15 protein-coding genes and 1 tRNA gene are annotated in these 17,367 nt (G+C 58.8%); 13 read left to right on the top strand and 3 right to left on the bottom strand.

What is annotated here, in order from left to right:
• Positions 1 to 125 precede the first annotated feature (125 nt).
• Positions 126 to 929 carry a DUF1206 domain-containing protein gene (locus AAA989_RS14640; RefSeq protein ID WP_338244820.1) on the top strand — a complete coding sequence of 268 codons (804 nt, stop codon included), beginning with the start codon at positions 126 to 128 and terminating at the stop codon, positions 927 to 929.
• Positions 926 to 1,717: a glutaredoxin family protein gene (locus tag AAA989_RS14635; RefSeq protein WP_338244818.1), complete on the top strand. Its 792-nt coding sequence runs from the start codon at positions 926 to 928 to the stop codon at positions 1,715 to 1,717. Before AAA989_RS14640 ends, AAA989_RS14635 begins: the two co-directional genes overlap by 4 nt.
• A gap of 8 nt (positions 1,718 to 1,725) precedes the next feature.
• Here the strand turns inward: AAA989_RS14635 and AAA989_RS14630 are convergent, their stop codons facing one another.
• Both AAA989_RS14630 and mutL read right to left on the bottom strand, forming a co-directional pair.
• Positions 1,726 to 2,178 (bottom strand): hypothetical protein, encoded by a 453-nt coding sequence (locus AAA989_RS14630; RefSeq protein WP_338244816.1) that lies wholly within the window; start codon positions 2,176 to 2,178, stop codon positions 1,726 to 1,728.
• 56 nt (positions 2,179 to 2,234) lie between these two features.
• Entirely contained in the window at positions 2,235 to 4,055 is a 1,821-nt protein-coding gene (gene mutL, locus AAA989_RS14625; RefSeq protein ID WP_338244814.1) for a DNA mismatch repair endonuclease MutL, read from the bottom strand.
• A gap of 184 nt (positions 4,056 to 4,239) precedes the next feature.
• Between mutL and AAA989_RS14620 the strand changes: the two genes are divergently transcribed.
• From AAA989_RS14620 to AAA989_RS14575, 10 genes are all read left to right on the top strand, one after another.
• Positions 4,240 to 5,286: a rod shape-determining protein gene (locus AAA989_RS14620; protein ID WP_338244812.1), complete on the top strand. Its 1,047-nt coding sequence runs from the start codon at positions 4,240 to 4,242 to the stop codon at positions 5,284 to 5,286.
• A 31-nt stretch (positions 5,287 to 5,317) separates the two neighbouring features.
• Positions 5,318 to 6,211 carry a rod shape-determining protein MreC gene (gene mreC / locus AAA989_RS14615; RefSeq protein WP_338244810.1) on the top strand — a complete coding sequence of 298 codons (894 nt, stop codon included), beginning with the start codon at positions 5,318 to 5,320 and terminating at the stop codon, positions 6,209 to 6,211.
• Complete coding sequence (gene mreD, locus AAA989_RS14610; protein ID WP_338244809.1) at positions 6,211 to 6,765, top strand: rod shape-determining protein MreD; 555 nt, start codon at positions 6,211 to 6,213, stop codon at positions 6,763 to 6,765. Before mreC ends, mreD begins: the two co-directional genes overlap by 1 nt.
• A 3-nt stretch (positions 6,766 to 6,768) precedes the next feature.
• The gene (gene mrdA, locus AAA989_RS14605; protein ID WP_338244807.1) at positions 6,769 to 8,796 is read left to right on the top strand and encodes a penicillin-binding protein 2; all 2,028 of its coding nucleotides are present in this window, start codon (positions 6,769 to 6,771) and stop codon (positions 8,794 to 8,796) included.
• Positions 8,793 to 9,899, top strand: coding sequence for a rod shape-determining protein RodA (gene rodA / locus AAA989_RS14600; RefSeq protein WP_338244805.1), 1,107 nt, complete (start codon positions 8,793 to 8,795; stop codon positions 9,897 to 9,899). The genes mrdA and rodA overlap by 4 nt, the downstream gene beginning before the upstream one ends.
• 123 nt (positions 9,900 to 10,022) lie before the next feature.
• Positions 10,023 to 10,098, top strand: a tRNA-Lys gene (locus tag AAA989_RS14595).
• Positions 10,099 to 10,449: 351 nt separating this feature from the next.
• The gene (locus AAA989_RS14590; RefSeq protein WP_338244803.1) at positions 10,450 to 11,589 is read left to right on the top strand and encodes a DNA adenine methylase; all 1,140 of its coding nucleotides are present in this window, start codon (positions 10,450 to 10,452) and stop codon (positions 11,587 to 11,589) included.
• Positions 11,590 to 11,654: 65 nt separating this feature from the next.
• Positions 11,655 to 12,785, top strand: a complete 1,131-nt coding sequence (locus AAA989_RS14585; RefSeq protein WP_338244801.1) for a hypothetical protein — start codon at positions 11,655 to 11,657, stop codon at positions 12,783 to 12,785.
• A gap of 50 nt (positions 12,786 to 12,835) precedes the next feature.
• Positions 12,836 to 14,362, top strand: coding sequence for a DGQHR domain-containing protein (locus tag AAA989_RS14580; RefSeq protein ID WP_338244799.1), 1,527 nt, complete (start codon positions 12,836 to 12,838; stop codon positions 14,360 to 14,362).
• Position 14,363: 1 nt separating this feature from the next.
• On the top strand, positions 14,364 to 15,638 hold the full coding sequence (locus tag AAA989_RS14575) for a hypothetical protein (RefSeq protein ID WP_338244796.1): 1,275 nt from the start codon (positions 14,364 to 14,366) through the stop codon (positions 15,636 to 15,638).
• A gap of 265 nt (positions 15,639 to 15,903) precedes the next feature.
• Here AAA989_RS14575 and AAA989_RS14570 read toward each other — a convergent pair whose 3' ends face one another.
• Positions 15,904 to 16,143: a hypothetical protein gene (locus AAA989_RS14570; protein ID WP_338244794.1), complete on the bottom strand. Its 240-nt coding sequence runs from the start codon at positions 16,141 to 16,143 to the stop codon at positions 15,904 to 15,906.
• A 663-nt stretch (positions 16,144 to 16,806) separates the two neighbouring features.
• On the opposite strand from AAA989_RS14570, the gene AAA989_RS14565 reads away from it, so the two are divergent.
• Positions 16,807 to 17,361 carry a T4SS efffector SepA family protein gene (locus AAA989_RS14565; RefSeq protein WP_338244792.1) on the top strand — a complete coding sequence of 185 codons (555 nt, stop codon included), beginning with the start codon at positions 16,807 to 16,809 and terminating at the stop codon, positions 17,359 to 17,361.
• The last annotated feature ends 6 nt before the right edge of the window (positions 17,362 to 17,367 follow it).

Genomic DNA, 17,367 nt, shown 5'->3' with positions numbered 1-17,367 from the left:
CCCCTGACACTTTCGTCCCAGGACAGTGTTCCAAGTGTTCCACATTATCGCGCGTGATGCACGTTTCGGCACCATTCCTCTCGTCACTCGTTGCGGGGGAAACGGTTCACAGGAGATTGCACGCGATGGTCGACAAGTCCGAGAAGTTCAACTGGTTGGTACGGGTCGGCTATTTCAGCCGTGCGATCCTGTACTCCGTGATTGGCATCATCGCGCTGACGAGCGCCCAGCAGGTGGCCGAAGGGACGAACGGCGTCTTCCGCGCCGTCGAAGACTTCCCCGCCGGCACCGCGATCCTGTGGATCATGGTTGTCGGGCTGACCGCATACGGACTTTTCCGGCTCTGCAGCCCCATCTTCGATATCGAGAACGAAGGCTCCGACGCAAAGGGCTGGGGCAAGCGCCTTGGTCACCTCGGCAGCGCCATCGGTCACTTCGCCCTCGCCTATTCCGCCTACATGTTCGCGACAAGCGGATCGGGCGGCAGCGGTGGTGACGGCGCCCAGGAAGCCGCCTCGGGCGTACTCTCGATGGAATTCGGCGGCATTATCCTCGGCCTCCTCGGCCTCTGCTTCTTCATCGCCGCTTTCGCGCAGGCCAAGAAGGGTATCACCGGAGAGTTCATGCATCGCATCTCGGCACAGGCACCGTCGCATACGCGCACTATCGGCGCGATCGGCTTCGTCGCCCGCGCAGTGGTATTCCTGGTGATCGGCTGGTCTCTCTTCCAGGCCGGCTTCCTGTCAGGCGGCAGCGGTGAGGTTGTCACTCTGGGCGGCGCGGTCGCCAGCCTTGCCGATGACGGCTTCATCTTCACTCTCGTGGCAATCGGACTCCTGGCGTTCGGCCTGCTGAGCCTGATCCTTGCCCGCTACCGGATCATTCCCGAGCTGGACAAGGATGCAGGAGTTCCCACCTTCCGGGCATGAACGATCTAAACACTACCCCCGACACCAAGGGCGACACGAAGGCGCGCGGCAGTACCGCGCGCCTTTATCGCATGGTCATGGAAAAGCATGTCTGCCCCTACGGCCTGAAAGCCAGGTGGCTGCTGGAGCGGAGCGGCTTCGACGTGGAGGACCACCACCTCACCACGCGCGAGGAAACCGACGAATTCAAGGAAAAGCACGACGTCAAGACGACGCCGCAGGTTTTTATCGGTGATGAGCGGATCGGCGGCTACGACGCCCTTCGCAAGCATTTCGGCGATGCCCCGAAAGACGAGGGGGAGACCAGCTACACGCCGGTCCTCGCCGTGTTCGCGGTGGGACTCGGTCTGGCGCTGGCATTGAGCTGGTGGAGCTTCGGCACGCCTCTCACGATCCGCGCCGCGGAATGGTTCGTCGCGTTCTCGATGGCGATGCTGGCGATGCTCAAGCTGCAGGACGTCGAGCAATTCTCGACCATGTTCCTAGGCTACGACCTGCTGGCCAAGCGCTGGGTCCCCTACGCTTACCTGTATCCATTTCTCGAAGCCGGCGCAGCCATACTGATGGCCGGACGCTTGCTGCCCTGGCTGTCGATCCCGGTGGCGCTGTTCATCGGCACGATCGGCGCGGTCAGCGTGTTCTACGCGGTCTACGTCCAGAAGCGCGAGATCAAGTGCGCCTGCGTTGGCGGCAGCGGCAACGTGCCGCTCGGCTTCGTCTCGCTGACGGAAAACCTCGCCATGATGGGGATGGGTATCTGGATGCTGGTGCGCCCGGCGGTGCTCTAGGGAGCCCCTCAGGCGCCGCAGTCCACCGCTCCGGTGCCCTGGTACACAACCCGGTCCCAGCGGTCGCGCAGCCAGACCGTGCCCGCGGAGAACCGCGAGCCATCCTCGCCCGCATCTTCGCTGGGAACCTCGTCGTCGATCTCCAGCCGCAGGGAATACTCGCGGCCGTTGTAGAAGGAGCGCGTCTTGGCCGGCAGTTCCCTCGATCCGGGATCGGCAGCGAAGCGAAGCATGTCGCCGTCGATCTTCATGTAGGCGTCGGTCTCGCGCGCAATCACCCTAGCTCCCATGCTGGTGCCGGGGGCGTAGGAGCAGACTTGACCCAACAGGTCGTGGGCCTCGAGGTCGGGATAGAGGATCGGCTCCGGCACCAACTCCACGAGCGGTGGCGCGGTTTCGTTGGCATTGCGAACCCGCTCGACCACGGCACGGTCTTGCTCCGCCCGTTCGGACTCGCTCATTTCCTCTCCGCATGCGGACAGGGCAAGGGCGGCAAATACAATAATCGGCAGGCGCATCAGTGTCTTCCGAACAGCTTCTCGACATCGTCCATGGATAGCTTCACCCAGGTTGGACGACCATGATTGCACTGTCCTGAACGGGGTGTCTTCTCCATTTCGCGCAAGAGAGCATTCATCTCGGCGACGTTCAGGGTCCGCCCTGCCCTCACCGATCCGTGGCAGGCCATTGTTGCCAGAACGTATTCGATCTTCTCCCCGAGCAGCAGCGAGGCGCCGTGCTTGGCCAAGTCGTCTGCCAGGTCGACGAGGAGTTTTTGCGGGTCGGCCTTCCGCAAAGTCCCCGGAAGAGCCCGCACGAGCATCGCTCCCGGACCGAAACGCTCGATCACCAGGCCCAGGTTGGCGAAATGGTCGATCTGCTCCTCCAGCCTGTCGCAGCTGGCTTCGTCCATTTCGACGACGTCGGGGATCAGCAGGGCCTGGCTGGCGGCCACCTTGTCGGCCGCGCCGGCAGCCCGCAGGCGCTCCAGCACGATGCGTTCATGAGCGGCGTGCTGATCCACCAGCACGAGGCCATCAGCCGCCTCCGCCACGATGTAGGTGTTGGCAACCTGGCCGCGCGCGATGCCGAGCGGGAAATCCTCGACATCCTCTGGCAGGTCTTCGGCAGCTTCGGCCCTGCCCTGCGGCGCGGCGAGCACGTTCGACCCGTGATTCCACGTCGCTCCGGGTTCAGCCACCCGCGAGGGCGTAGACGCCGGGCCGGTCCAGTCCCGACCCGCGAAGATCGAGCGGAGCGCCGGGGCCGGTTCGTCTCGCTCCGGCTCCACCTGCCAGCGGCCCATCGCGCCTGCATCGGGGGCCTGCGCACTGCGCCTGTCACCGGTGGACAGCGCCTGTCGCAATCCCGAGACGATGAAACCGCGTACCGCCGCCGCATCGCGAAAGCGGACTTCCGTCTTGGCCGGATGCACGTTCACGTCGACGTCGGCGAAGGGAATGTTCAGGAACAGCGCCAGCACCGCGTGACGATCTCGCGCAAGCATGTCGGCGTAGGCGCCCCGCACCGCGCCCGTCAGCAGGCGATCCTTGACTGGCCTGCCGTTCACGAAAAGATACTGGTGATCGGCGACCCCACGGTTGTAGGTCGGCAAACCGGCCACGCCCGTCAGCCGCATCGGCCCCTCGGCACCTGGCCTTTCCAGATCGATGGTAACGCCGTTGTCGGCCAGTTCTCGGGCGACGAGCTGGGCGACGCGAGCTTCCGTTCCATCGCCGCCCTGCACTGCGAAGATGCGCCGGTCGCCATGCTCGAAGGTGAAGCTGATGTCCGGGCGGGCCATGGCAAGGCGCTTCACAACATCCTGACAGGCGGCGTATTCGCTTCGCGGAGTGCGCAGGAACTTGCGCCGCGCGGGGATCCTGGCGAACAGGTTTTCCACCCTGACGCGCGTGCCAGGAGGAAGCGCCGCCGGCCCTTCTTCAAGAAGGCGGCCGTGATCCACCACCCTGCACCACCCCTGATCCGCGCCACGCGGACGGCTTTCCAGTGTCAGGCGCGATACACTGGCGATGGACGGCAGGGCTTCCCCCCGAAATCCAAGCGTGCCGACCTGCTCGATAGCCTCATCCGGCAGTTTCGAGGTTGCATGGCGCTCCAGCGCCAGCGCCATTTCGTCCGCGGTCATTCCGCAGCCGTCGTCGGTGATCTCGATCGAGTCCAGTCCGCCATCTACGATGGATACGGTTATGCGCGTGGCCCCGGCATCGATTGCATTCTCCAGCAACTCCTTGAGCGCGGAGGCCGGTCGCTCCACCACCTCGCCCGCGGCGATACGATTGACAAGCGTCTCCGGAAGGCGGCGGATTTGGGGCATTTGCGTATCTTATCGACCACTTGTCGCATTTTCGAGGCGAACCGGGGCAAAACTGTCGGTTTGTCGACAAATTTTTTGGCCTTTGTTGCGATGGCACGTTAAAGACCCGCCACTTCAAGGACACACCCGGCTGACGCACGAGTCCCTTTCGTGAGGATGCTCACCCCAAAACACGGATTTCTCGATGAGTTCTTTCCTTTCAAATCTTTTCAAATTCGGCTCGCAGAACATGGCCATCGACCTGGGCACGGCCAACACGCTGGTCTACGTGCAGGATCGCGGCATCGTCCTGAACGAACCGTCCGTGGTCGCAATCGAAACGCTGAACGGCGTGAAGCGCGTGAAGGCGGTGGGCGAAGACGCGAAGATGATGATGGGCAAGACGCCGGACAGCATCGAGGCTATCCGTCCGCTGCGCGATGGCGTGATCGCGGACATCGAAATCGCCGAGGAAATGATCAAGCACTTCATCCGCAAGGTGCACAACAAGCGGACGCTGCTGCGCTATCCGGAAATCGTCATCTGCGTACCGTCCGGCTCGACATCGGTCGAACGTCGCGCCATCCGTGACGCGGCCAGCAACGCCGGCGCTTCGGAAGTCTTCCTGATCCTCGAACCCATGGCAGCTGCCATCGGTGCCGACATGCCGGTGACCGAGCCGGTAGGCTCGATGGTGGTAGACATCGGCGGCGGCACGACCGAGGTGGCCGTGCTGTCGCTTCGCGGCCTCGCCTACACCACCTCGGTTCGCACCGGTGGTGACAAGATGGACGAGGCTATCGTCTCCTATGTCCGTCGCCATCACAACCTGCTGATCGGCGATGCCACGGCAGAGCGCATCAAGAAGGACTATGGTGTCGCCACCGTGCCGGAAGACGGCGTTGGCGAGAGCATCATCATCAAGGGTCGCGACCTGGTGAACGGCGTTCCGAAGGAAATCACCATCAACCAGGCCCACATCGCGGAAGCGCTGTCGGAACCGATCGGCGCGATCGTGGAAGGCGTTCGCATCGCTCTCGAGAATACCGCGCCCGAACTGGCTGCCGACATCGTCGATCAGGGTATCGTGCTGACGGGTGGCGGTGCGCTCATCCGCGGACTGGACGACCATATCAAGGAAGAAACCGGACTGCCTGTCAGCATTGCCGAAGACCCCCTTCTCTGTGTTGCCATAGGTACCGGAAAAGCGATGGAAGATCCGATCTACCGCGGCGTGCTCATGACCGCCTGATTGGCAAGTTCTACTGGAGGTAACGGCGGTTATGGCGCCGCCATCGGCGAATAGATCGGTTACAAACAAGCGGGCGCAGCTGGGGCTGTTCGCCGGATATCTTGCTGCCGGTCTCGGAATTGCTCTCGGTATCCTGCTCCTTTCCATATCGCTCTGGCGACCCGAGACGTTCAATGGTTTGCGCTCCATGGCCAGCGACGCGGCAGCGCCCGTTGGCGAAGTGGGCGCGGCCTCTCGTGTGCAGTCGCGCAACTTCTTCGAGGCGATCGCCGGATACTACAACGCCGGCAGCAAGAACGCGGAACTGCAGGAAGAGATACGCATCGCGCGCGTCCGTCTAGCGGAAGCACGAGCGCTGGAGCAGGAAAACGAGCGGCTCCGGGCGGTGCTGGAACTGCGCGAGGGCGACGTGGAGCCTGTCGCGACCGCGCGTCTGATCGGCTCCACTTCCGCCAGCACGCGGCGTTTCGCTTACCTCTCCGCCGGAAGCCGGGACGGGGTGGAACCAGGCATGCCCGTTACCTCCCCGCTGGGTCTGGTGGGGCGCGTTCTGGAAGCCGGGCGAAATACGTCCCGCGTCCTCCTGCTGACGGATACCGACAGCGTGGTTCCAGTGCGCCGGGCCACGGATAACGTCGTGGCCTTCGCCGAGGGCCGCGCCGACGGCTCGCTGCGCATTCGCCTGATCAACCTGGGGATCAACCCGCTGGAGGAAGGCGACATCTTCGTTACCTCCGGCGCGGGAGGTCTCTTCCAGCCGGGCACCGCGGTCGCGATGGTCAGCGAAGTGACGGATGATGGCGCGATCGGGCAACTGCTCAGCAACCCTGCTGCGACCGACGTCGTGATCGTTCAGCCGATGTGGCAAGGCGACCTGTTCGAAGCGATGGGGGAACCGATCCAACCCGTCGAAACAACGGAATAATGGAACGGCTCGCCCACAATGCGCGCCGCGACGCTTACGGCAGCAAGATCAACCGAATGCACTCCCCGGTGCTCGCCTACGGCGTGCCGTGGATCTCGATCCTGCTGGCTTCGCTCACGCCGATGCTGCCGATCATCGCCCTTGCACCGATCATCCCCCCCCTGGGCTATCTCTTCCTTCTCGCCTGGCGCATGGCCCGTCCCGAAGTCATGCCGATGTGGGCGGGCCTGCCGCTCGGTCTTTTCAACGACCTGTTCTCCGGTCAGCCGCTGGGCAGCAGCATCCTTCTTTTCTCCGTTTCGATGGTCGCCCTCGAAATGGTGGAATTGCGCTTCCCCTGGCGCAGTTTCTGGCAGGACTGGTTGACGGCCGCCGTCTTCATACCGATCTATCTATCGTTCAGCGCCCTGTTTTCAGGAGCCGAGTTCGGCCTTGAAAGACTGACCCTTCTTATTCCCCAGGTCTTGCTCTCGGTGATCGCATTTCCCATTGTTGCCAAGATAATCTCGCTTTTCGACAGACTGCGGCTCACTCGCGTGAGACGCATCGGCTAGACCATGGAACGTAAATTAACGTCGAATTCGCTGAAGGACCTTTTCGACAGGCGAAGCTTCGTTGTCGGCTCGGTTCAGGGCGGCATCGGGCTGCTACTCGCGGCACGGATGGGCTATATCGCCGTCGCCGAGAACGAGAAGTACGAGATGGAGGCGGAAAGCAATCGGGTGAACCTCACCCTGATTCCGCCCCGCCGCGGCTGGATCCTCGACCGGAACGGCTCCCCCCTTGCGTCCAACCGCGCCGATTTTCGGGTCGACATCATACCCGAGCGCCTACGCGATCCCGATGCGACCGTGGATCTGCTCGCCGAACTGCTCGACTTTACGGAACCGGAAAAGGCCGACCTTCGGGACAGGCTTGCGGAATCCGCCGGCTTCGCCGCCGTGCCTGTCGCCAACGGTCTCGGCTACGAGAAATTTGCCGCGGTCAGCGTTCGGATCCCCGAACTGCCCGGTGTCATTCCGCAGCGTGGCTATTCGCGCTTCTACCCGACCGGTCCGTCGGTTGGTCACCTGATCGGCTATGTCGGCGCCCCCAGCCGGGAGGAATACGACGAAGAGCCGCAGCCGCTGTTGCTCACACCGGGTTTCAAGCTGGGCAAGGACGGTATCGAGAAGCAGTTCGAGCAGCGCCTCCGCGGGGAACCCGGCGCGCGCCGTGTGGAGGTCACCGCCTCCGGCCGGATCGTGCGCGATCTGGAAACGCGGGAAGACGTCCAGGGCAATCCCATCCAGCTGACCATCGATGGTCCGCTTCAGGACTATGCTGCCCGTCGACTTGGCCTCGAATCTGGCTCGGTCGTGGTCATGGATTGCCTGACGGGCGACCTGCTGTGCATGGCATCCATGCCGAGCTTCGACCCCAACAGTTTCTCCGACGGGATCGGGCGACTGGAATACTCGATGCTGCGGGAGAACGAGCGCGTCCCCCTGCGCAACAAGGTGTTGCAGGGTCTTTATCCGCCCGGCTCTACCGTGAAACCGACCGTTGGCATGGCCCTTCTGGGACAGGGGATCGACCCCGAGGATACGGTGCATTGCAGCGGCGGGCTTCGCGTGGGCAACCGCGTGTTCCGGTGCTGGAACCGAAGTGGCCACGGGGCCACCAACCTCGCCAAGGCGATCTACCAGAGCTGCGACGTGTATTTCTACGCGATGGCTCAGCGCATCGGGATGCCGCCGATTGCCGATACCTGTCGCCTCTACGGCATGCAGCAGCAGTTTGACCTGCCGGTGGTGAACCAGTTCTACGGCACCGTTCCCGATCCCGAATGGAAGTTGGAGAAATACGGCCGCGAATGGCAGGCGTTCGATACGGTGAACGCTACGATCGGCCAGGGATACATGCTTGCCAGCCCCCTCCAGCTGGCCGTCATGGCATCGCGGCTTGCCACGGCCAACGTGGTGAAGCCCAGATTGGTGCTGGATGATACGCGTCCGCAATTCCAGTCGATGGGCCTCAGCCAGGAGTACAAGGCCTACGTTCGCCAGGCCATGAGCGACGTGGTGAACGGGCCCGGCACCGCCGGCCGGGCGCGCCTGCCGATCGAAGAGATCAAGATGGCCGGCAAGACGGGGACGGCGCAGGTCGTCGGGCTCAATTTCTCCGACGGTCGATCCGGCCCGTGGAAATACCGCGACCACGGCCTGTTCATCTTCTTCGCCCCCTTCGACAATCCGCGCTACGCCGGCGCCGTGGTAATCGAGCACGGCGGCGGATCGGGCGCGGCCTATCCGGTGGCGCGCGACGTCATGACGTTCCTGTTCGATCCGCAGAAGGGTCTGGACGCGCTCCACGCCCTCGAGGAGCAATGGGGCGGCACCGCCCAGCAGCGGCTGGACCAGCAATACCAGAGCTACGCCACAGCCGCCGGGGTCGATCTTCCCCCCGCCCCGCCGCCGGTCACGCTGGCCGAGCAGGTCGATGCGGAGGCACGCGCCGCATATTCCGGCCCCGATGAGGCGGACGACCGCGTCTTCACGCCTCGCGACGAGGCCAACCCCCGCGCCGAGGGCACTGCCACGTGAGGGGCGAGATCAACCTTCCCACGCCGATCGCGGAATTCCCGTGGCGCGTCGTCATTCCGCTGACCCTGGTGGTCGCTTTCGGCGCGGCGGTGCTGCATTCCGCAGCCGGCGGCAGCATGAGCCCCTACGCCGACTCGCACCTGATCCGCTTCGGCGTGTTCCTGCTGATGGCGCTGGTGATGTCCTATTTCCCCGAGGAATGGGCGCGCCTTGCCTCCATTCCCGTCTATGCCGTCGTGCTTCTCCTGCTAATGGCGGTGGAGGCCGTGGGACAGCTCGGCGGTGGTAGCCAGCGCTGGCTCGAGCTCGGTTTCCTGCGCCTCCAGCCTTCGGAGCTGATGAAACCGGGAATCGTGCTGATTCTCGCCGCTTTTTATCATTCGCTGCCGGTGGGAATGATCGGCAGCTGGCGGGCGCTTCTGGTTCCCCTCGGCCTCATGCTGGTGCCGATGGGGCTCGTGCTGCTGCAACCGGACCTTGGCACTTCGCTGGCCATCGGCTTCGGCGGCGTCGTGGTCATGTTCCTCGCCGGCATCCCGCAGAAGTGGTTCATCGGCGGCGGCATCGCCGCAATCGTTGCCGCGCCAGTTGCGTTCTTCTTCGGCCTGCAACCCTATCAGCAGCAACGCGTGCTGACGTTCCTCGACCCGGCCAGCGATCCGCAGGGTAGCGGATACCACATCATCCAGTCGAAGATCGCCATCGGCTCGGGCGGGCTGACCGGCAAGGGGTTCGGCGAAGGGTCTCAGAGCCAGCTCGACTATCTGCCAGAGCCGCACACCGACTTCGTCTTCGCGACCATGGCGGAAGAATGGGGCCTGATCGGCGGCCTTTTCGTGCTTCTGGTGTTCGGCATCGTCCTGCGGTGGGGCCTGATCGTCGCGCGAGAGGCGCGCACGCGCTTTGCCCGCCTGCTGGCTGGCGGCATGACGGCGACCATCTTCTTCTACGTCGGCGTGAACCTGATGATGGTGATGGGGCTGGCGCCTGTCGTTGGTATTCCCCTGCCCTTCATGAGCCACGGGGGATCATCGATGATGACCAACATGATCTGCGTGGGCGCGCTGATGATGGTGGAGCGATGGAACCGGCAATCGTCCTGAATGGCGGCGCAAAATCGTCTTCGCCACGCAACCCCTTTTCACGCTCGAAACAATCGCTATATGGGCGCCTCCCGACGATTCGTAACAGCGAATCACGGGGCACCAGCGATACACCGCCGGTACGGACGCATAGCTCAGTTGGTAGAGCAGCTGACTCTTAATCAGCGGGTCCTAGGTTCGAGCCCTAGTGCGTCCACCATTCCTTCTATGAAAAGCAACATGTTAGGCACGACACAAACGTGCGCGAATCACAGCAAGTTTGCGGTGTAAGTCTGGTGTAAGGACTAACGTCGGGACGCATGGTGTGATTAGCGATGTGAAGCTTTCTGGATTTCAGTGGGTAGAAACGCAGCCTTCGTGGACAGCTCAAGAGCAGATCCATATGGTCAATTGTTGAAGCGTTCACCTTTTGAGCGCGATCAACACGAGGATCGCGATTTTGGAAAATAGGTTTGGACTGGCCCTCGCAGACGAGCCTTGCGACGAGCCCGTTCATGACAATTCACATTCGGAGTTTGAGCTTCAGCCATACCCCCACTTCATTAAATACATGGGCTCCAAGACTAAGATTATGGAGTTCGTGCTCACGGGGGTGAACGAGGTTTATAAAGGAGGTCCAATCTGCGACCTGTTCGCCGGGAGCGCTTCGCTTGCCGGGGCGATAGGACATCAGGTCCCAATCATCTCGAACGACATCCAGAATTATTCGAAGGTGCTGGCACGCGCCTACCTTTGCTCTTGGCGTTCAGATGCCTCGCCAACGACAGACCAGATACTCGCAGAGGCTACTGCTATCGTTGCCGAAAATCGCATCGGGTTGCGTGCGATTCACGATTACTCGACAGATGTTTCGTTGGAAGATTTCCAACTTATTGAAGATCAAGAGCGTGAGATCATCGATCTAGAATTTGAACGCCCTTGGCACCTTTTCTTGAGATACTATTCAGGGACTTGGTGGTCAGCGGAGCAGGCCCTCTGGATTGATGCGCTACGAGAAACCGCCGAGAAGTATAAATCTGATCCGACCTATGATTTGATCCTGGCATCGATCATGTATGCAATGGCCTATGCGAGCCAAGGTACCGGTCACTATGCGCAGTACCGTGTAGCCAACACACCTTCCTCGATGAAAGACATTTTGATCTATCGTCGACGTTCCGTACCAGACCTCTTCGCTAGGAAGCACAAATCGGTGTTCGCCGATTTAGCCACTGAGCATTCGGAATTTGGGCACAAGATCATGGCAGTTGACTACGTCGACTGCCTAAAGTCTCTTGATGGGGGCACGGTTTACGCAGACCCCCCATATGCATTCGTTCACTACAGCCGATTCTATCATGCGATTGAGACCTTGGTGCTTTATGATTATCCGGAGCTGCAAATCAAAGGTGGGAAGCTCGTAAAGGGGCGATACAGGGAAGGAAGACACCAGTCGCCGTTCTGCATTCGCACCCAAGTATCCTCGGCATTTCAGGAGCTTTTCAGAGGCGTCAGAGACGCTGGGGCAAATCTAGTCCTGAGCTATAGCAACTCTGGCATGATCTCTCTGGAAGACCTTGGCAAATTAGCCGAGAAAGAATTCGCGGGCCGATCGATCGAAGTCCTCTCCACTGACTACAAGCACATGACTCTTGGACGGCAATTTGATCGTGATCGAGAGGTCGAAGAGTGCCTAATGCTGGTGAAATAGCCAGTCAGGCAAATTTTCCTTGAAAAGCTAGTCTGATACGAACGACGCAAAGGAGCGGCGTTCGCATGACAGATATCAATCGCCTCACTGTGTCTTTGACGAAGCACAACGCACACAAGGTCGCGCAGCTTCTTAAGCAGTATGATGTTGATGAGGTATTCGACCGGTTGGATGAGGTTCATGCCGAACCTGCACAAGCTCGGAAAAACCTCTCAGTACAAGCTGGCGACATTCTACCTCCGGTCTGGGAAAAGGCGAAGCGCCTCGGGGACGATGCGATCGATGCTCTTGTCCTCGTCGCAATCATATTCAGCCACCATGAGCTTATCGCGGCAATGCAAAATGCTAGCTTGAGGAAAGGGTTTTCAGGCAGAATTGAACGCGGTGTCCAGTTGGATGGCAAAGCCTACACCAATTTCGTCCAAATAATTGACTCTCTGGGTTACGCCACAAGGCGGGAATTCTCGGGCGTCTCATTCAACCTCAAACCCATGTTTGAATTGCCCGGTTTCGCGCCCCTAGTTTCTGAACTCTTAGAACTGAAACTTCTCGCCGCGCGCTGGGACCAATCGAATTCAGTCTCGGCGGAAGCCAAGCGCCTTGGATTTCATGAGGTGTTTGGTGTCTCCGCCAGTGAGTTCACCGCATGGGTTCGATCTCAGTCTCAGCCAACCAAGGCTGGTTCTGCAATGCTACCAAAGGACGAGGAGTTCTTTGAAGGAGATGCAAACGAAGCCGATACCCAACCCTTCAAATTTCAAGCAGGGCATACGGATCGCGATGTGGATTCAGTGAGCCGATCAGCTTCTAAGAAATCCAAAGCGCGCCAGCTGCATAATGACATTCAAAACAACCTATTCGCCTATCTTGTAAAAAAGTTGGGCGCGAGAAATGTAGGCACTGAGGTTCCTACAGGCGCCGGTACAAGTGTCGACTTGGTTACGAAGATCGGAGACAAGATTACATTCTACGAAATCAAAACCGCGTCGACCGTTCGGGTGTGCATTCGCCAAGCTTTGCCCCAGCTCTTAGAGTACGCGTACTGGCCTCATGATTGCCGAGCAGATGAATTGATTATCGTGTCCCATCTTCCTGCCAGCAAAGGCGGAGACCGATATCTTAACCAAATCCGGTCAAAATTCGGAATTCCCATTGTTTACAAGCAGTTTGACCGCCAAGCGAATTGCCTTAAATAGTATACTGAAGTGTCCCATAATCAATTGCCCATGCTTCAGCAGGAGAGCACATGAGTGATCGCGTGAAAGCCCTCCGCTTTAAGCAGTGGCTCCCGGAATGGGATGATTTTGACTACGACCCGCAACAGCACCGTCGAAAGCCGAATGGGAATATTTATCTGTTCTCCATGCCGGCGATACAGCTGAGAGCTCTTAGCGGCGTTTATCGGCGGACCCGTGGAGAAGAGGGTGACGCTGAAGGCTTGCAGCGAGGCCACGACAAAAAGCGCTCTGAAGCTATCAGTGAGTTCGTCCGTTTCGGACACCCTTACAGTACACTTCCTGATGGTGCGCGTACGGATGACGCTGAGAAGATGCGCAAGCCAGGCTGGCTGCCGACGGCAATTGTCGTCAATATATTGAGCGCGGATGATCAGCGAAAAGAAAAGAAGGTCGCCGCTCGTGACCTTGTCAGAATCGAAGAAGATCGCGCTGGTGGAGTCGAGCTAGTCCTCCCCTACTCTGATGCTCTCGAAAAATGGAAGCCAACGGAGTTAGAGCCGTTTGAGGTAATCGACGGTCAGCATCGGCTATGGGCATTTGATGAAGCGCTTAAAGACGGTAGCCTGCCGGGCGACTTTGAATTGCCAGTGGTGGCGTTCTCCGGCCTGGACATAGGCTGGCAAGCCTATCTGTTTTGGTCGATCAATGTGTCGCCTAAGAGGATAAATCCCAGCCACGCGTTCGATCTCTTTCCGCTGCTACGATCAGCCGAATGGCTCGAGACGCTTTCTGAGTTGAAAATCTACCGCCAAGCTCGTGCTCAAGAGCTTACTGAAATCCTTTTCACGCACCCTGAAAGTCCATTTCAAAACCGCATCAACATGCTCGGAGAATCTCGAAAGGATGCTCCTGTCGGAGCGAGGGTAAGTCAGGCTGGTTGGGTCCAATCACTTTCGACGAGCTTCCTCTCAACCGGCGCGGGTCGCTCTGCAAACGGCCTATTCGCAGCCGATATTTCCCCGACCTCCGGCCCACTCGATTGGTCTCGCCCCCAGCAGGCGGCTTTCCTGATTGCCCTCTGGGGTAAGGTGCGCGATTTCGTGCTGGAAGAAGGCGCAGACTGGATAAAGAAGTTAATAGATGCCGAAGCGGAACCAGAGTTAGAAGAGCAACCAAACCCTGCCTTTTTCGGAAAACGTACCATGCTCAATCAAGAGCAAGGAGTTCGTGGGATTAATGCGGTTGCAAATGAGATCTTTTTTGCCTTGGCTCAGCAAAACATTGAAGATTTCCGCTTTGATTCCGACGTTCGACCGGGGACGGTTACGCAGCAGAAAGATGTCTCGCTGGCCTTAACCGAATTGCTTGCCTCCAACTTGGCTGGCCAGATCGAAGACCTCGCAAAGACACTTTCTAGCTTTGATTGGCGCTCTGCAGACGCACCTAATCTTACCGACGAAGAAGAGCTTATCAAACGAGCCTTTCGTGGAAGCGGAGGTTATGTCGCTTTACGAAAGCAGCTTTTCAGCCATCTCGTCAAAGAGAGCCGAAGCTTCAAGCAGATTGCAGCCGAGAGCTTGGAGCAATTGAGCTAAGATGGCGTTCACGCCTCTGAGCAACGACGATGCGCAAACCTTAGCGCTTGCGGACGCTGCGATTGTGCAAGCGAAGATTGCGGAGCTTGGGCAGCGCGCGATTCCACCATGGCTTCTTCCAACGAACCCCTATCAAGACGGCAAGGTGCCTACCGGCGAGGCTGCATTTGCAGCGGCTGACAATGAGCATCTGTTAGAAGTACTAGCGATCCGAGGCCCGCTTCATGCGATAGACGGTTGGGGTTACCTAGGGCGTGCAATCAATGCGCTTGTTTGCGGTAAACCTCATGCAGCGAGGCATCTTGCCTATTATGGCGAGCTTAGAGGTGCCCTATCAATCCTCGCAATGAGCGGGATCGGCATCTTCAACCGCCGCAATGTAGTCTTTGACGCAGCTGGAGACCGCCATACTCTGGCGAATAGAGACACGCACGACATGTGCTGGGCGGCCCTCGAGAGCTGGTCAATGCTAGAGGACAGTCTCGACCTCATCGTGCGTCCATTGACAATCGGGACATCGTCGTTGCTTGATGGCCTCGCGGATTTTTTCCCGGGGTCTAAGTTTTCCGGAACATGCGCTTATATCATGGAAAGTTGGGGATTTGACCTCAAACAAGGCGCGTCAGATCGAGACGAGCGCAACTGGTCCAGCTATCAGCTAACGAGCTTACAACCGATCCCCACGGCTCCCCAAGAAATCACAGAATTTCTTGAGATGTACTGGAGCCTACTGCGCCCGGATAACTTCGCCTTAGAACGCCATCTTTTTAGAATTTTGCTAGAAGCCGAAATGCGTTCCGTGGGTGAGGTTCAACTTCAGGATCGGATAGCTGCTTACTCAAAATTGGCACCTGAAGTTCAGGCACTTGTTTCTGAGGACTTTCTCCTGAGGGTTGAAGACCCCAACGACCACCAATTCCTCACCTATGTTGCCGATCAGGCTACACCTGCACGGCCCTTCGCTATGCTCTGCAGAGCAGCCCTCATCCTAAAGCTCGCTACAGGACTTGCCGAAGAAAGACTGAGGACAGCTGGCGTCAATCCCAACGTTCATCTTGACGATTGGTGGCGACAATTTGGCCTCGAAAACGGTCTTTGGGCGCCTGCAGCTGCTCCCGAGAATAGTGTAGACCTTTGGGGTGACATTGCAGTTGCTCTCGAAGACTTGGCTGCAGCCCCAACCGACAATCGATTTGACTGGACTACGGTAGCTGGGTCAGCTGTAACCAGAGTAGCCGAATTGGATCGAGCCGGAATCTGGCAGTTGGTGAGATAGCCAAGCTGCTATCTGAAAAAGCAGCCCGTCTCCTCCCATGTTCGGATCGCGGCGACTACATCAGCCATGTCGCGAGGGCAGACTCTCCCAGCTTGAATGTCTGGAATAATTGAGCGCTCAACCCACAAATCGATTGAACCGTAAAGAACAGCGATTGGTGAACGACGCGGCGTTGAGGCCAGCTCTAGTTTTGCGACGCGACGCTCTAAGGCTCGAACTGCCACCATCTAGGCCACTGACCCGACTGACGAGATACGAATAGCCATTAGAGGTTTTTCTCCTCCAACGCCGCAATCCGAGCCTCAAGCTCTTCCGCTGCGCGTACCTGACTCAGCGCACAGATACTGTCGATCAGTTGCTTTCCAACGTCGGGGGCCAGCCGCCCAGCGCTGATTGCGTTCAAAACTGCTTCAACCTGCTCGCTGCTGGGCGCTGAACTCTTTAGCTCAAATTCGACCTTCTCACTTTGAGCTTTGAGCGCCGGCACAAGACGGCCCAAAATCATTGCAGCCGCTCCAGTGTCACCTTCAAGGGCCCTTGCTATAACAGCGTCTACAATGCCGTCGGCATCGTCCAACATCCGCTGCACAAGTCTGGTCTGGGGCGTTAGGCCTTTTGGCCTTCCGGCAGGATTAGGGCTTGGCCCACCCTTCACCCAATTTGGATTCCCTCTTGGTTTGTGTCCAGTGTCGCAGTCCGCAGGAGATGCTCCATTCACTCTTTGGGCATCAAGCCATGGCGGAGGCTGAACCGCACTCACTATAAGACTGCCATTTGATCAATCAGGCTGTAATCAAATTCGTCGGGCATTGGTGCTGACTTTCGGTACACCGCTTACACTGCCCTTACACCGTAAATGGTCACCAGCTAGGTCCGCAAGAAAAACTATAATTAACAGCGAGTTCGCTCAAAATTTTTAGGTTCGAACGTCAAACTGCATATTTGTTGCCTTAGCGTTTCACGTTCTGCCGGTCATCATTCAGCCGTTTCACCCGTCGCAGTTCTACACCCCCTCCTGTTTGTTGCGGGGACCCCCTAGCGCGGCCAGCCGAGGATCATATGGCTCATATAGTTCCTATGATTCATATTGACGATATGACCCATCTATGAGACATATGTCTTATGGCGATTCGCAAATAGCGCCATATGGCCCCTAAGGAGACATGACATGGGTTACAAAATTGAGCTTCCTGACGATCTATTCGCTATGCTTCAAAGGCACGCAGTGCCCCTTGTCGATACGCCTATTGACGTCATTGAAAGAGCGATCCGCGCGTTGGAGGCAGGCGATGAAGATGCCGCCGATGGTGACCAAGTTAGCGGAGTGAGGACATTCAATCCTGCAGCAGCTCCCAATTTGAGTTTTACCACTCTTAAGAGCGCAAGAATCGGTGAGAAAGTCCTTCCCAAGGCAGATACCTATTGGAACTCCGTCCTGCATGCCGTGATCGTTGAAGCCGCAGCAATGGGGCATACCCCTCGGGACATCTACGATTTGATTACTGTCAATTGTCAGCTTGGGAAGCGCGAAGACAACGGATTTAAGTACCTTGAGGCTGCCGACCTCTCAATCCAAGGCCAGGCGGCTAATTCCGCGTGGAAGCAGGCATACGTGATCGCCTCTAGTTTCGGTATCGAACTCGATGTCGCCTTCTCGTGGCAAGACAATGAGAAAGCCGCAATGCCTAACGTTGCCGGTACCATGTATTTTGACGGCAAGTGAGGGGAG

The sequence above is a fragment of the Aurantiacibacter hainanensis genome (assembly GCF_036321025.1).
Lineage (GTDB): Bacteria > Pseudomonadota > Alphaproteobacteria > Sphingomonadales > Sphingomonadaceae > Alteraurantiacibacter > Alteraurantiacibacter hainanensis.
The sequence above is the reverse complement of the archived record's forward strand: the minus strand, read 5'-3'. Positions and strand labels throughout refer to the sequence as shown.

Bases quoted from the DNA above. Each gene is read 5' to 3' on its own strand.
- AAA989_RS14640 (WP_338244820.1), top strand. From the start codon at position 126: ATGGTCGACAAGTCCGAGAAGTTCAACTGGTTGGTACGGGTCGGCTAT.
- AAA989_RS14635 (WP_338244818.1), top strand. From the start codon at position 926: ATGAACGATCTAAACACTACCCCCGACACCAAGGGCGACACGAAGGCG.
- AAA989_RS14630 (WP_338244816.1), bottom strand. From the start codon at position 2,178: ATGAGCGAGTCCGAACGGGCGGAGCAAGACCGTGCCGTGGTCGAGCGG.
- mutL (WP_338244814.1), bottom strand. From the start codon at position 4,055: ATGCCCCAAATCCGCCGCCTTCCGGAGACGCTTGTCAATCGTATCGCC.
- AAA989_RS14620 (WP_338244812.1), top strand. From the start codon at position 4,240: ATGAGTTCTTTCCTTTCAAATCTTTTCAAATTCGGCTCGCAGAACATG.
- mreC (WP_338244810.1), top strand. From the start codon at position 5,318: ATGGCGCCGCCATCGGCGAATAGATCGGTTACAAACAAGCGGGCGCAG.
- mreD (WP_338244809.1), top strand. From the start codon at position 6,211: ATGGAACGGCTCGCCCACAATGCGCGCCGCGACGCTTACGGCAGCAAG.
- mrdA (WP_338244807.1), top strand. From the start codon at position 6,769: ATGGAACGTAAATTAACGTCGAATTCGCTGAAGGACCTTTTCGACAGG.
- AAA989_RS14590 (WP_338244803.1), top strand. From the start codon at position 10,450: ATGGGCTCCAAGACTAAGATTATGGAGTTCGTGCTCACGGGGGTGAAC.
- AAA989_RS14585 (WP_338244801.1), top strand. From the start codon at position 11,655: ATGACAGATATCAATCGCCTCACTGTGTCTTTGACGAAGCACAACGCA.
- AAA989_RS14580 (WP_338244799.1), top strand. From the start codon at position 12,836: ATGAGTGATCGCGTGAAAGCCCTCCGCTTTAAGCAGTGGCTCCCGGAA.
- AAA989_RS14575 (WP_338244796.1), top strand. From the start codon at position 14,364: ATGGCGTTCACGCCTCTGAGCAACGACGATGCGCAAACCTTAGCGCTT.
- AAA989_RS14570 (WP_338244794.1), bottom strand. From the start codon at position 16,143: ATGATTTTGGGCCGTCTTGTGCCGGCGCTCAAAGCTCAAAGTGAGAAG.
- AAA989_RS14565 (WP_338244792.1), top strand. From the start codon at position 16,807: ATGGGTTACAAAATTGAGCTTCCTGACGATCTATTCGCTATGCTTCAA.